At 31.3% G+C, this 14,921-nt stretch carries 14 protein-coding genes and 1 riboswitch; of the genes, 13 read left to right on the top strand and 1 reads right to left on the bottom strand.

The window, feature by feature from the left end:
- Nucleotides 1–7: 7 nt before the first annotated feature.
- The 7 genes from DP68_RS12290 to DP68_RS12320 all read left to right on the top strand — a co-directional run bounded on the left by DP68_RS12290 (nucleotide 8) and on the right by DP68_RS12320 (nucleotide 6,879).
- Nucleotides 8–979, top strand: a complete 972-nt coding sequence (locus DP68_RS12290) for a ribose ABC transporter permease (protein ID WP_035309905.1) — start codon at nucleotides 8–10, stop codon at nucleotides 977–979.
- A 55-nt stretch (nucleotides 980–1,034) separates the two neighbouring features.
- A complete protein-coding gene (locus tag DP68_RS12295) occupies nucleotides 1,035–2,015 on the top strand; it encodes an ABC transporter substrate-binding protein (protein WP_035309907.1) in 981 nt (326 codons plus the stop codon).
- A 79-nt stretch (nucleotides 2,016–2,094) separates the two neighbouring features.
- Nucleotides 2,095–2,718 (top strand): SIS domain-containing protein, encoded by a 624-nt coding sequence (locus DP68_RS12300; RefSeq protein WP_035309909.1) that lies wholly within the window; start codon nucleotides 2,095–2,097, stop codon nucleotides 2,716–2,718.
- A 1-nt stretch (nucleotide 2,719) separates the two neighbouring features.
- Nucleotides 2,720–3,655: a ribokinase gene (rbsK, locus tag DP68_RS12305; RefSeq protein WP_035309911.1), complete on the top strand. Its 936-nt coding sequence runs from the start codon at nucleotides 2,720–2,722 to the stop codon at nucleotides 3,653–3,655.
- A gap of 131 nt (nucleotides 3,656–3,786) precedes the next feature.
- The gene (locus DP68_RS12310; RefSeq protein ID WP_035309912.1) at nucleotides 3,787–5,292 is read left to right on the top strand and encodes a phosphoglucomutase; all 1,506 of its coding nucleotides are present in this window, start codon (nucleotides 3,787–3,789) and stop codon (nucleotides 5,290–5,292) included.
- A gap of 63 nt (nucleotides 5,293–5,355) precedes the next feature.
- A complete protein-coding gene (locus tag DP68_RS18975; protein WP_052085783.1) occupies nucleotides 5,356–6,384 on the top strand; it encodes a Gfo/Idh/MocA family oxidoreductase in 1,029 nt (342 codons plus the stop codon).
- 30 nt (nucleotides 6,385–6,414) lie between these two features.
- Entirely contained in the window at nucleotides 6,415–6,879 is a 465-nt protein-coding gene (locus tag DP68_RS12320) for a heme-degrading domain-containing protein (protein ID WP_035309914.1), read from the top strand.
- Nucleotides 6,880–6,987: 108 nt separating this feature from the next.
- Here the strand turns inward: DP68_RS12320 and DP68_RS12325 are convergent, their stop codons facing one another.
- Entirely contained in the window at nucleotides 6,988–8,151 is a 1,164-nt protein-coding gene (locus DP68_RS12325; RefSeq protein ID WP_035309916.1) for an iron-containing alcohol dehydrogenase, read from the bottom strand.
- Nucleotides 8,152–8,393: 242 nt separating this feature from the next.
- Between DP68_RS12325 and DP68_RS12330 the strand changes: the two genes are divergently transcribed.
- The 6 genes from DP68_RS12330 to DP68_RS12355 all read left to right on the top strand — a co-directional run bounded on the left by DP68_RS12330 (nucleotide 8,394) and on the right by DP68_RS12355 (nucleotide 14,804).
- Entirely contained in the window at nucleotides 8,394–8,948 is a 555-nt protein-coding gene (locus DP68_RS12330; protein WP_035309918.1) for a TetR/AcrR family transcriptional regulator, read from the top strand.
- Nucleotides 8,949–9,061: 113 nt separating this feature from the next.
- On the top strand, nucleotides 9,062–10,714 hold the full coding sequence (locus tag DP68_RS12335) for an MFS transporter (RefSeq protein WP_035309920.1): 1,653 nt from the start codon (nucleotides 9,062–9,064) through the stop codon (nucleotides 10,712–10,714).
- 328 nt (nucleotides 10,715–11,042) lie between these two features.
- A riboswitch (guanidine-I (ykkC/yxkD leader) is annotated at nucleotides 11,043–11,146 on the top strand.
- Between the two features lie 111 nt (nucleotides 11,147–11,257).
- The gene (sugE, locus tag DP68_RS12340) at nucleotides 11,258–11,578 is read left to right on the top strand and encodes a quaternary ammonium compound efflux SMR transporter SugE (protein ID WP_035309926.1); all 321 of its coding nucleotides are present in this window, start codon (nucleotides 11,258–11,260) and stop codon (nucleotides 11,576–11,578) included.
- Nucleotides 11,579–11,707: 129 nt separating this feature from the next.
- Nucleotides 11,708–12,361 (top strand): hypothetical protein, encoded by a 654-nt coding sequence (locus DP68_RS12345; protein ID WP_035309928.1) that lies wholly within the window; start codon nucleotides 11,708–11,710, stop codon nucleotides 12,359–12,361.
- A gap of 191 nt (nucleotides 12,362–12,552) precedes the next feature.
- Nucleotides 12,553–13,257 (top strand): response regulator transcription factor, encoded by a 705-nt coding sequence (locus DP68_RS12350; protein ID WP_035309930.1) that lies wholly within the window; start codon nucleotides 12,553–12,555, stop codon nucleotides 13,255–13,257.
- Nucleotides 13,258–13,271: 14 nt separating this feature from the next.
- Nucleotides 13,272–14,804, top strand: a complete 1,533-nt coding sequence (locus DP68_RS12355) for a HAMP domain-containing sensor histidine kinase (protein ID WP_052085784.1) — start codon at nucleotides 13,272–13,274, stop codon at nucleotides 14,802–14,804.
- Nucleotides 14,805–14,921 lie beyond the last annotated feature (117 nt).

Raw genomic sequence — 14,921 nt, forward strand, 5'->3', positions numbered from 1 at the left:
GGAAAACATGGCAGAATTAACCGCGCAGAAAAATAACAAGTCTAAAAAAAGCGAATTTATACAAAAATTCAGTACAATTTTAATTTTAGTAGTACTTATGATAGCTATATCAATAATGAAACCTGTATTTATGACAACAAATAATCTTATGACAATACTTTTACAGACAGCTGTTATTGCAGTTATAGCTATAGGTGAAACTTTAGTAATAATAACATCTGGTATAGACCTTTCAGTAGGATCCTTAGTTGCAATAGCAGGGGTTGCTGCTGCTACATTTATGACAGGTGGTATGAGTGTACTTTTAGCTTGTATACTTGGGGTGCTAATAAGTACAGCTTGTGGTGTTATAAGTGGATTTGTAATTACTAAAGGACATATTCCAGAGTTTATAGTAACACTTGGTATGATGAGTATTGTTAGAGGTGCAGCATTAGTTATTACAGAAGGACTTCCTGTTTCAGGACTACCAAACTCATTTCAGACTATAGGTGCTGGAAAGGTTTTTGGAGTTATTCCAGTTCCAGCAATAATAATGATTGTGCTTGCAGTAATTTTTGCTTTCATACTAAGAAAAACACTTTTAGGAAGATATACCTATGCTATAGGAAGCAATGAAGAAGCTACAAAGCTTTCAGGTATAAACACAGATAGAATTAAAATAACAATTTATGGACTTAGCGGATTACTTTCAGGAATTGCAGGAATACTGCTTACATCAAGACTTATATCAGCTCAGCCAACAGCAGGTACTGGTTATGAACTAGATGCTATAGCTGCAACCGTTATTGGGGGAGCAAGTCTTGCAGGTGGAGAAGGAAGCATATCTGGTGCTATAATAGGTGCTTTAATAATGGGAGTACTTAGAAACGGACTTAATCTTTTAAATGTTTCAGCATTTTGGCAGCAAATAATCATAGGAGCTATAATTATAGCTGCAGTTTATGGAGATAAGTTAAAAAATAAAAAAATAAGTTAAGCTAGATTTTAAAATTAAAAATATAAAAAATTAATGAACTTTAGGAGGGTATTTTATGTTAAAGAAAAGATTAGCATTATTATCAATGTCAGTTGTATTAGCATTAGGCGCTTTTGCTGGATGTGGACAAAAATCAGAAACAGGCACTAAGTCCGGAAAGAAAACTATTGCATTAATAGTTAAATCAACAGACTCAGAATACTGGCTTACTGTAAAAGCTGGAGCAGAAAAGGCTGCTAAGGAAGCAGGGGTAGATATAATATTTAAGGGACCTGCTACAGAACAGGATATTCAAGGACAAATAAATATAGTTGAAGATGCTATAAATCAAAAGGTTGATGGAATAGTACTTGCAGCAAGTGATACAAAAGCACTTATTCAGCCAGCTGAAAAAGCAATAGATGCAAAAATTCCTCTAGTAACTGTTGACTCAGGGGCAGATTCTTCTAAAATAGCAAGCTTTATAGCAACGGATAACGAAGCTGCAGCAGCTCAAGGTGCTGATGTGCTTGCAAAACTTATTGGAGAATCAGGTAAGGTTGGAATAGTAAACTTTGTACCAGGAGTTTCAACAGCTGTTCAAAGAGAAAAGGGATTTAGAGATGGAATGGCTAAACATAAAGGAATACAATTATTACAAACACAGTATTCACAAAGTGACAAGGCAAAAGCAATGGCTATAACTGAAGATATTTTAACTGCTAACCCAGATGTAAAAGCAATTTTTGCGGCTAACAACCGTTCAGCACTAGGGGTTGCACAAGCTCTTAAAGGAAAAGGCGTCGCTGGTAAGGTAAAAGTTGTAGCTTTCGATGCTGACCCAGATGAAATCAAAGGTCTTGAAGATGGTTCAATAACAGCTCTTATAGTACAAAATCCTTTCAAAATGGGAGAAGAAGGAGTTAAAAATGTTTTAGCTCTTATGGAAGGAAAGACGGTTGAAAAGAGAATAGATACAGGTGTTACAATAGTTACAAAAGAAAACATGAATGATCCAGAAGTTAAAAAAGTTTTATATCCAGAAACAAATAAATAATAAGTTAATAAGATAATAAGGACTTAATAAGTCCTTATTATCCTTATTTAACTATGAAGTAGGGAGGGGATTGGTTTTTATGAATCAAGATATATTATCTACAATAAAAAAAGTTATGGAAGAAGAAATAGAGGCAATAAAAAAGGTTTACGAAAATTTAGATGAAGCTCATGTGAAGGCAGTAGAATTAATTCAAAATTGTACTGGTAAAGTTGTTTTTACAGGAGTAGGTAAATCAGGACATATAGGTAAAAAACTTGCAGCAACCTTTGCAAGTACAGGAACCCCAACTTTCTTTGTACATTCAACAGAAGCTCTTCATGGAGATCTTGGAATGATAGAAGAAAGAGATGTGGTTATTGCTATATCAAATAGCGGAGAAACAAAAGAAGTACTGTCTATACTTCCATCTATAAAGTATATCGGTGCTAAATTAATATCTATTACAGGAAACAAAGAATCTACCCTTGCAAAGGAAAGTGATGTACCTCTTGAGGCAAAGATTTCTCATGAAGCTGATCCGTTAAACCTTGCTCCAACAAGCAGCTCTACAGTAGCTTTAGTACTCGGAGATGCAATTGCAATAACACTTTCTCAGCTTAAAGGATTTAAGAGAGAAAACTTTGGGGTATATCATCCAGGTGGAAGTCTTGGAAAGCAATTATTTGAAGAAATGAAAAACCTCGAAAAAGGGGAGAAGTAGTGTGAAAAAGATATTAGTAATAGGAAGTTTTACCATGGATTTGGTGGCTCTAACTCCAAGAGCACCAATGGAAGGTGAAACTATTATAGGAACTTCATTTCAGCAGTTTACAGGAGGAAAGGGAGCTAATCAAGCAGTAGCTGCAGCAAGACTTGGTGCAGATGTTACAATGTTTGGAAAGCTAGGACGTGATAGCTTTGGAGAAGCTCATATAGAAACCTTAAAAAGAGAAGGTGTAAATTATGAGCATATATTATTTGATGAAAATGAAAGCTCCGGAGTTGGACATATAACTTTAGAGGCAAATGGAAACAATAGGATAATAGTTATTCCAGGTACGAATCATAAAGTAACTCCTGAAGATGTTAAAAATATTGAAGAGCAAATAAAGAGTTCAGATATAATAATGCTTCAGCTTGAAATTCCTTTTGATACTGTATATAAATCCATTGAACTTGCACATAAACATAATAAAACAATAATTTTAAATCCAGCACCAGCTGTAAAGTTAAGAGAAGAGTATATAAAGTTAGTTGACTATATAGTTCCTAATGAAACTGAAGCAGCTTTGCTTACTGGCATTGAAGTAAATACCATTGAAACTGCTAGAGAGGCAGGTAGAAAACTTTTAGATTTAGGTTGTAAAAATGTTATAATCACTCTAGGATCTAAAGGAGTATTACTTATAAATGATAAGGAAGAAATATTTAAGGAATCCTTCAAAGTTAAGCCAGTTGATACAACAGCTGCTGGAGATTCATTTATAGGTGCATTTGCATATTCCTTATCTCATGGAGTAGAACATTCTAGGGCTTTAGAATATGCATGTGCAGTAGGTGCTATAACAGTTACTAAAATGGGTGCTCAGCCATCACTCCCTAATTCCTTAGAAGTTGAGGAATTTATAAAAGAAAGACAAATAGGAAAAGTTAATTAAGCCAAATAAAAACTCACATTGGTAAATGTGAGTTTTTATTTCAGATAATATGTAGTAAAATAAAGGGAAACCAGTGCCACCCACGTGGCAAGTGGCAAGTTGCATATTTAAAGTATAGGAGTGATTATTATATGGATAATATATGGCTTAATGTGAAAAACGGCACGGATATTAGGGGAGTGGCAGTTAAAAATGAGGATAGACCTGTAAATCTTACAGAAGAAATGGTTAAAAGCATTGCAAAAGCATTTGTAGTTTTAATATCTAAAAAGAAAAATAAAAACTTAAAGGAATTAAAGCTATCAATAGGAATGGATTCTAGAATAACTAGCGAAAAACTAAAAGAAATATTAATGACAGAAATTAAGGCTTTAGGATGTACTGTATATGACTTAGGCATGTGTTCAACTCCTGCAATGTTCATGAGCACAGTGATTGAAGGATATAAATTTGATGGAGCTATAGAAATCACAGCAAGTCATCTGCCATATTACTATAATGGATTTAAATTTTTTACAGATAAAGGCGGATTTGAAAGCAGAGATGTTACTGAATTACTTGAAATAGCAGAGCAGGGCGATTTTCCACAAGCTAGCTTAAGTGGGGAAGTTATAACTGTTGATTTTATGGAAGTTTACAGTCAGTTTTTAAGAAACAAAATAACTGATGGTATAAATGATAATAAAAACAAATTAAAACCACTTGAAGGTTTTAAAATAGTAGTTGATGCAGGTAATGGAGTGGGAGGATTCTTTGCAGAAAGAATTTTAAGCAAACTGGGAGCAGATATTTCAGGAAGTCAATTTCTTGAGCCCGATGGAACTTTTCCAAATCACATACCAAATCCAGAAAATAAGCAGGCAATGGAAGCTATTAGAGAAGCTACATTAAAAAATGGTGCTGATCTTGGAATTATTTTTGATACAGATGTGGATAGAGCAGCTATAGTTGATAATAAAGGTAGCGAAATAAATAGAAATTTAATTATTGCATTATCCTCTGCAATTGTCCTTGAAGAGCATCCAGGTTCTATAGTAGTTACAGATTCTGTCACAAGCAATGGTGTTAAAAAGTTCATAGAAGCTAGAGGCGGACTTCATCATAGATTCAAAAGAGGATATAAAAATGTTATCAATGAAGCCATAAGATTTAATAAAGAAGGTAAAGAATCTCATCTTGCCATTGAAACCTCTGGTCACGCTGCATTAAAAGAAAATTACTTCTTAGATGATGGAGCATATTTAGTGGCTAAAATACTTATAAAAATGGCGAAACTTAGAAATGAAGGTGGGAAAACACTATCAGATTTAATTGCAGACCTTGAAGTGCCTTATGAAAGCATAGAAAAGAGAATTAAGATTAACTCTGAGGACTTTAAAAACTATGGATTGTCTGTTTTAGAAGATTTAAAGGAATATATTAATCAGGTTTCAGGATGGAGTATAGAGCCTAACAATTATGAAGGTGTAAGGGTAAATTGTGATAGGGAAAATGGTAATGGATGGTTTTTATTAAGATTATCTCTTCACGAGCCTGTTATGCCGTTAAATATAGAGTCAGATGAAGAAGGCGGCGTCAACAAGATAATTACTAAGCTTACTGAGTTCTTAAAGAAATATAATAAATTAACTATATAGTTTTCAATAGAAATTATTTTAAGAAATAAAACTTAAATATTTAAGCACAAAGGAGAAATTTAAATGAAACTAAGATGGGGCATTATTGGTGCAAGTGGTATATCTGACGAATGTACCATACCTGGAATATTAAAGTCAAATAACTCTGAAGTTGTGGCTGTAATGAGCAGAACTATGGAGAAGGCTGAGAAAATTAGACAAAAGTATAATGTAAAAAAGGCTTATTCAAATATAGATGATTTATTACAGGATGAGGAAGTTGATGTGGTATATATAGCAACTCCTGTTTTTGATCATAAGGATAGCGTTATTAAGTCTGCAAAGGCTAAGAAACATATTTTTCTTGAAAAACCTATGGGACTAAATCCAGAAGAATGTGAAGAAATGATTCAGGTTTGCAAAGAAAATGGTGTTAAATTAGGTCTTGCATTTATGATGAGATTTGGAGATTACCATGTAAAAGTTAAAAGACTATTAGAAGAAAAAATAATTGGTGATGTTATTAATACAAGAATACAATACAGCTGGTGGTATCCAGATGATAATGTTTGGAGACTTGACCCAAAACTTAGCGGTGGTGGAACAGTAGTAGATTTAGGAAGTCATTGTATTGACTTAATACAGTACTTACTTGGAACTAAAATTAAAACTGTAGCTGCTATGATTGGAACAAAGACTTTTAGCTATGAAGTTGAAGATTCTGCACAAATAATGTGTGAAATGGAAAATGGGGTATTTGGAGCATTTAACTTTCATTTCAATATTCCAAACAGTATATCAAACAATACTATGGAAATTTATGGAACTAAGGGCTCTATAGTTTGTTATGATACTATAGGAAGAGAAGATGTAGGAAGAGTTGTTATAAAACTTGCAGGAGAAAATGGATTAACAGACTTTGCAGATTACTCTTCAGAAGAATTATCAGTAGAGCCTGTTGATAGATATACAAAGGAAGTTGAAGCTTTTTCAAATGCAGTTATAAATAATAAAGAAATCCTAGTTGCAGGTGAAGATGGACTAAACGTGGTGAAGATAGCTTCAGCAATTTATAAATCTGCTAAAGATAAGACATTTGAAGAAATTAAGTAGCATATTAAATTAACTTAGGAGTTTTAAATTATGAAAGATTATAAAAAAATATTAGAGGTTATAGATGAACAGGAAAGCAGACTAGTATTTTCTGAGTTTACTAGTGAAACTGCTCTTAAAATAGGTTTAACTATAATAGAAAATGCAAAGAAAGAAAACAAAGTAATCACTATAGATATAACAAAAAATGGTCATCAATTATTTCACTATTCCTTTGATGGTACTTCCCCAGATAATGATCAGTGGGTAGCAAAAAAGAATAGAGTAGTAAATAGATTTTTTAAAAGCTCATTATATATACAAGCGCTTTTAAAGCATGAAGAAAAATCTATAGAGGAAAAGTATCATATAAGTTCCTTTGACTACTGTCCATATGGAGGAGCATTTCCTATAATAATAAAAAATGTAGGAGTAGTTGGAACCATAACTGTATCAGGATTAACTGAAGAAGAAGACCATGATATGGTGGTAAGAGCAATAGAAAGTGCCACCTAAGTATCAAATGAGATTTTAGACATTAGCACATTAAAAAATACCTACCTCAGAATAAAATTTGAGATAGGTATTTTTCAACTTGCCACTTGCCATGTGGGTGGCACTTTTTTATAATGCTAAGTTAAATATATTTACAATGTCTTCTTTATGAAGTTTTACAAAGTTTCCAAGTGGGCCATTTTCTGTTCCTTTTGAGGCCATTTCTTCAAATCTATCTGAAGGTACATTAGCTTCAGTTAGAGAAACGGGCATTCCTATTTTCTTAAAGAAATCTTTAGTTCTTTCAATTCCTTCAAGTGCAGTCTTTTCAAGATTATTTATATCAATTTCCACATCCCATACTCTGTTTGCAAATTGAGCAAATCTATTTACGTCCTGCTTACATACATATTTCATCCAAGCAGGGAAGAGTATTGCAAGACCAGCACCATGAGTTATATCGTAAATTCCGCTTATCTCATGCTCCATATCATGGGTTCCCCAGTCTTCAGTTCTTCCTGTTCCAAGTATTCCGTTATGTGCAATAGTTCCTGCCCACATGATTTCAGCACGAGCCTCGTAATTTTCAGGCTCTTGTAGAACTATAGGTACATTTTTAATTATAGTTCTAAGAGTACCTTCACTTAACCTATCTGTTAAATCCACATTAGGTTCATTTGTAAAATATCTTTCAAATATATGTGCCATCATATCTGCAGCACCAGCAGCAGTTTGATATGGTGGGAGAGTATAAGTAAGCTCAGGATTCATTATTGCAAATACTGGTCTCATAAGGTCGCTTCCAACAGCTCTTTTGTACCAGCCATCTTCATTTGTTATAACAGAACCAGTACTAGATTCACTTCCAGCTGCAGGTATAGTTAAAATTACTCCCACAGGAATAGTAGCATTTACTGAAGTTTTTCCTGTGTAAAAGTCCCATACATCTCCATTATAAGTTACACCTATTCCAATAGCCTTAGCAGAGTCAATAACACTTCCGCCGCCTACAGCTAAAATAAAGTCTATATTATTTTTACGACAAATATCTATTCCTTCATAAACTAAGCTTAATCTAGGATTTGGCTTAACTCCTCCAAGTTCAAATATTTCTATGCCTGCATCCTTTAAAGATTTAATTACTCTATCATAAAGACCAGATTTTTTTATGCTTCCACCACCGTAGTGAAGTAAAACTTTTCTACCATATTTTTCAGTTTCATTTCCAACTTCATTTTCTGTATCTTTACCAAAAATAATTTTAGTAGCATTGTCATAGCTAAAATTAATCATGCTTAACGCCTCCTTACTGATAATTTCATACAAAGTTTATTATATCATTTTTAAGTAAATTTTAGTAAAATAACTTTTGTAGATTTAAATAACTCCAATGCTTCTCCAAACTCTGAGCAGCTATATAGTTTAAAGGTATCTATATCTAGCTTGCTTGAAAACCGCATCAAATATTTAATATTTCATTGACAGACTAAGAAATATGTCATATAATGAACAGTGTTCAGAAAGGATGATACTTCATGCCAAAGATAATTGAAAATCCACGTGCTATAATTTTAGATACTGCAAAAAGAATACTAGATGAAACAGGATATGATGGACTTACTATGAGAAATATCTCTAAAGAATGTGGCATTGGTTTAGGTACCGTTTATAATTATTTTCCGGATAAGAAGGCTATCATTTACAACTTAATGGAGGAATTCTGGAACGATTATCTTGTGGTAGTTGATAATATTGATAGCAAGGAAGAAGATATATATGCAAAGTTTAAGCTTATGTATAATGAGCTTGAGAACTTTGTTAATTTGTTTATGGAAATGCTATCAAGAATAAATTCGGATAGAATAAAAAATTCTAAACAAGAGGGTCTTGAAAGAAAAAAGGTATTTACTGAGAAGCTAATACAAAAGGTAGAAACTATGCTCATAAATCATTTTCCTAGCAGTATAGTAGAAAAAACAGAAGCCTGTGATATTGCAAAGTTTATAATTTTAAATATGGTTATGATATCACATATGAAAGAATTTGATTATGATTCTTTTGAAAGAGTATTAAAAAAGTTACTAAAATAAATCATGTATTTAATAGTAGGTTATTATATCGAATATTCTATTATTAAAACATGTTTTTTTATGAACTTATATGAACGATGTTCATATAAAGAAAATTTATAAGGAGGGTAAATATGAATAAGAAAAATTCAACATTAGTATTAGTATTATTTCTTCTAGGAATATTTATGGGAGCTATTGATAGTGGAATAGTTTCTCCTGCAAGAGAACTTATTCAAAAGAGTTTTGGAGTCGAACGAAGTATTGGTACATGGATGATTACACTCTATACTCTTATTTACGCAGTTGCAATGCCAATAGTGAGTAAGCTTGCAGACAGATATGGATATAAAATTATTTATGTGTCAGGCATTGCAGTATTTGGTATAGGATCACTTCTTTGTGGTTTAGCTAATTTTTATGGCAATTTTACTTTTTTCCTTGTGGCTAGGGGGATTCAAGCTGTGGGAGCAGGTGGTATTATACCTATAGCTAATGCTTATATTGGTCAAAGCTTCCCTGAAGAAAAACGTGGTACAGCATTAGGTCTTGTAGGTGCAATTTATGGAGTAGCAAATATACTAGGCCCTACCATTGGAAGTGCTATACTTAATATTTTTGGTAATGATCAGTGGGGATTTATATTCTTTATTAATGTTCCTATAAGCTTGTTTATAATATTATTAAGCAGGGTAATGGAAAATACAAAAGCTGATAATAAAAAAGCTATGGATATAGCAGGTTCTATTGTAATTGCTGGTGTAATTGGAACTTTAATGTATGCACTGACAAACATTAATTTCTTTAATTTAGGAGAAAGCATTAAAAGTACTTCAGTATATCCATATCTAATAGCTTTTGCAATATTATTACCAATATTAATATTCATTGAAAGGCGTACAGAAGATCCTGTACTTAATCTTAAATACTTTAAAAGCAAACAGATACTTACAATACTAATTCTTGCATTTATTGTTGGTATAGGTATGATGGGAATGGTATTTGTTCCTCAGTTTGCTGAAAATACTTTAAAAATAAAAGCAGGAAATGGAGGATATCTTGTAACGCTTCTTGCTGTTTTTTCAGGAATTTCAGCTCCTTTAAGTGGAAAACTCATAGATAAGAAAGGCGCTCGTTTTGTTCTTATATTAGGTTTTAGCTTCAATATTATTGGAACTTTATTTTTAGGAATTGTTGCTGCAAAGAGTTTAAGTTTTATTAGTATATTAATAGGACTTGCACTTATGGGATTTGGTGTTGGATTTACTTTAGGTGCTCCCCTTAACTACCTTATTCTTCAGGCTGTACCTGAAAGAGAAGGCGCTACTGCCCTTGCAACAATGTCTCTAATACGTTCAATAGGTGTAACCATTTCACCAAGTATAATGATAGGGTTTATAGTAAATGCTGCAAGTAATCTTCAAGGAAATTTGATGAAAGTCTTAGGTAATATGATGCCAAAGAGTGGAAGCATGGCTGCATCAGCAAATGCCGGGGGACAAAATGCTAAGTTATTTCAAGGACTTCAAAATGCAGATGTTACAACAATAGTTGATAGCTTAAAGAATGTATTAAAGCAGGTAGTTCCACCTCAAGCACAATCCCAAATTGTTAATGGTATTGAAGCTATGAGAGCTCAAATAGAATCTGTATTTCAGCTAACTCTTAATGAAGGATATGCGCAGATGTTTATAGCTGCAGCTGTTATAGCATTTTTAGGGTTAATAACTACTTTTTTATTATCCAAGAATGCTATTAAGAATGTTACCCAAAAAGAAACAATTTAAAATGATTATTGGAGCTGTCGCATTAAGAAATTAAACCGCAATATATTGTTTTAGGATTCAAAAATCTAATACAATATATTGTAGTTTGTATTCTTTGTGTGACAGCTCATTTTTATATAAATTTTATTAACTTTAACATTTACGTTTAGTTCATATAAAATTCAGTAATAGAAAAAGATGATAGTCAGTTAGTGCTAAATATTGACTCTTTACCAGATGAAGACAGAATAAATAGTAATAGTATAAGAATGATAAGAGGAAAATACCAATGAATTAATTGACTGTATTACAAAAATTTGTTATATTAAGATATATAAGTACATACATTTTAAAAGTTTTATAGGGTTCCGCAACTTTAAAATAGAGCTGGTCTGGTCCGAGATAAAACGTACAGTTTAACTGTATACACGGAAGGATAAAAGCCTGGGAGGTATTTCAAATATCTACGTTGGCTTTTTTATTTTAGTGATTTTTAAGAGAGCTAGCAATGTATTTGCGAATAAATATTTTTATACTGATAAGTAATTATTAAGGGGGAAAGTTATGCAGTGGATTTTTTTAGTAATAGCAGGAGTTTTTGAAGTATGGTGGGCCATAGGGCTGAAGTATTCACATGGATTTACAAAATTAGTGCCAAGTTTATTCACAGCAGTAGGAATGGCAGCAAGTTTATACTTTTTATCATTAGCATTGAAAAACCTTCCATTAGGAACTGCATATGCAGTTTGGACTGGAATTGGTACCGTTGGAACTGTGATTTTAGGAGTAATATTGTTTAAAGAACCGATAGACATCACTCGATTAGTTTGTATTGGATTTATAGTAGTTGGGATTGTTGGACTAAAATTAGTATCACCTCATTAATTAAAGTTTATAGAAAGCTTTTTTCACTTCGAGAAATATATTATTATGACAAAATATAAAGAAATAAAGTTTATAATTATGATATACTTTTAAAGTAGTATAAAAGTTTGCATGTGTAGGAGTGAAAATATGAAGTTTAATAAAAAGTATCTTTTGGTTTTAGTTGTGGCAATTTTATTTCTTAATGGGTGCAGTAAATTTTCTAATACTACTTTAAAAAAAGAAGTAGTTATGGATGAAAAGATTCAACAAAGTTTGGATGCATTTTTTACTTATTTTTCTGAAGCAAACATAAAGGATTTTAAAGAAAATGAATTGACAGAAGAAGAAATGATAAATTTCTCAGTGTATTATAACTTTATGCATGCCTTTGATAAATTTACTGTTATTAAGGAAAGATGTTGTGCACTTATTGAATCAAAGTATGTAAAAGAAAGTGAAAGTTATTTCTTTGGTAAACAAGCTTCAAGGCATGAATCTACAAGTAAATATGAGATTTTAGATAATAAGTATAAGGTGTTTTTAGCAAACAAAGGGGAACTAACGATTTCGAAAACAGATAAACTATATGATTTGGGAAATGAAGAATATTTAGCTCAGTTAAGTATCTATAATGTTAATGGATTTGAGGAAGATTTAAAGAGCATTTTTGAAGAACTTAAAAAAGGTGATAGTAAATTTATAAAACTTAAAGGTAAAAAAATAGCTAAGATAAAAAAGATAAATGAAAATGGAAATGAAAGATTTATTTTATTATCTTATGAAACTGAGCAGGATAAATAAGCAGTATAATAAGAAAAACAAGAAGCGTCCTAATGATTTAGGATGCCTTTTTATTTTTAAGAAACTGTTAAGATTTAAGAGACTTTAATAATAAGATTTTTATGTTAAGCTATAATTTGAGCATAATACTATATTAAATTAAATAAATGTATTAAAATATATATGTTAAATTATTGAGGGAGAGATTAAATATGGAAAAAGAGGTTGTTTTGATAGTAGATGATGATATAGAAATAGCAAATCTTATAGCTATATATCTTCAAAATGAAGGATATGAAGTTATTAAAGCAGAAAATGGATTAAGAGCATTAGAAGTATTAAATAGTACTAATGTTGACCTTATATTATTAGATATAATGATGCCTCAAATGGACGGAATACAAGCTTGTATGAAAATAAGAGAAGAAAAGAATATGCCGATAATTATGCTATCTGCAAAAACTGAGGATATGGATAAGATATTGGGACTTACCGCAGGGGCAGATGATTATATAGGAAAGCCATTTAACCCGTTAGAACTTATAGCTAGAGTAAAATCTCAGCTTAGAAGATATAAGAAGTTTAACGGTTCTATTTCTAGTGTAATTAGTGAAAATATTATAGAAATAGATGAACTTAGTATAAATGTAGATACACATCAAGTTAAAGTTGGAGAAAGAGAAGTAAAGCTTACTCCAAGGGAATTTGGGATATTAGAGCTTTTAGCAAGAAATAAAGGAATAATCTTCAGTAATGAAAAAATATATGAAAGAGTATGGAAGGAAGAATTCTTTAAATCAGATAATACTGTTATGGTGCATATAAGAAAACTTAGAGAAAAATTAGAGGATGATTCTAGAAATCCTAAATACATAAAGACTGTATGGGGTGTAGGATACAAAGTAGAAAATATATAATTTAGAGGTGAGATATGAAACGGTTATTTTATGGTTTGGTAAGATTCTTTACTGCACCCATTAGATTGATGTTAAGACCTTTAAAAAAACCTTATAGAAAAGTTGAAAGAAGGGTAAATCAAAACTTAAGATGGCAGCTTATAGTTGTATTTGCTATATGTTTTTTTGCTTCTGTAATGATGTTTTTCCTGGGAAATTCGTTTTTTCAAAAGAGAAGTTATTACACAGATATTGATTATTCAAGAAGTATACATGATATGCAAAATCAATCCTATTATATTGTGAGTGAGATTTATAATAAACAGATAAGCTCTAAGGATAAAGAAGATATAGAAAATATAATAAATAAGCATAATAACAACAATACAAAAATACTTATATCTGACCTAAAGGGAAAAATACTTTATAAATCTTCTAATGCTGAAGAAAGTTACATAGACATATCTATGGCATTGAAAAATTCTATTAAGTTTAATCAATCTATGAATACCGAAGGCTATGAAAATTATAAAGGGGAGTTTATAGCTTTTTATCCACTGCAGTTTAAAGATGGAGAAGTATCTTATATAATATTAAAAGGTGTACCTATTGGAGATATAACTCGTAAGGAAATAAATAGGCAAAATTCATTTATAGCTCTGCTTTGGGCAGTTATGTTTTTTATTGGGTTGTTTTTTATAATTACAGGAAAAAGGGTTCAGTATTTGCAAAGTATAGCAACAACTATAATGAGTATGTCTAAAGGAGATTTAAAGCAAAGGGTACCTTTAATAGGAGAAGACGAATTAACGGTACTTGCACAAAATATAAATTTTATGGCTGAAGAGCTAAATAATAAAATTGAAGTAGAGAGAGAATTAGAGAAAACTAAAAGCGAACTTATTACTAATGTTTCTCATGATTTAAGAACGCCTTTAACATCTATACTTGGATATTTAAATTTGATAAAGGATAAGAAATTTAGTGATGAAAATCAGCTAATGGAGTATTCGGGGATTGCATATAATAAATCTGTTAAACTAAAAAAGTTAATAGATGAGCTCTTTGAATATACTAAGTTATCTGGAGAAGGAGTAAAGTTAAATATATCTCTAATATCACTAAATGAATTATTAGAGCAGCTCTTAGAAGAATTTGTTCCGGTATTTGAAGAAAATAATTTAGTGATAATAAAAGATATAAGAAAAGAAAATATTATGCTTTATGCAGATGGAGAAAAGATAGCAAGAGTTTTTGAAAACTTATTAGGAAATGCTATAAGATATAGCTATAAACCAGGAGAAATAAGAGTAGGTTTGTATGAAGAAGATAAAAAGGTTGTTTTTTATATAAGTAATAAGGGCAATAATATTCCAAAGAATGAACTAAATAAGATTTTTGATAGATTTTATAGGGTGGAAAAATCAAGGTCAGAGTCTACTGGAGGAAGTGGACTAGGACTTGCGATATGTAAAAATATTGTTAAACTTCATAAAGGCTCTATATGTGCTAGTTCTGAAGGTGATACCATTACCTTTAAAGTATATTTAAATAATAAAACTGAATAATATACCATAATAATTGAAAAATCAAGTAATAAGCGCATATTTATGAAAAATAAGGCACAATAGCCTTATTTTTTTGTTATAAATATACACAATATTAGGAACTTTTGGTATAATTTA

It is taken from the genome of Clostridium sp. HMP27, from assembly GCF_000765165.1.
Taxonomy (GTDB): domain Bacteria; phylum Bacillota; class Clostridia; order Clostridiales; family Clostridiaceae; genus Clostridium_AK.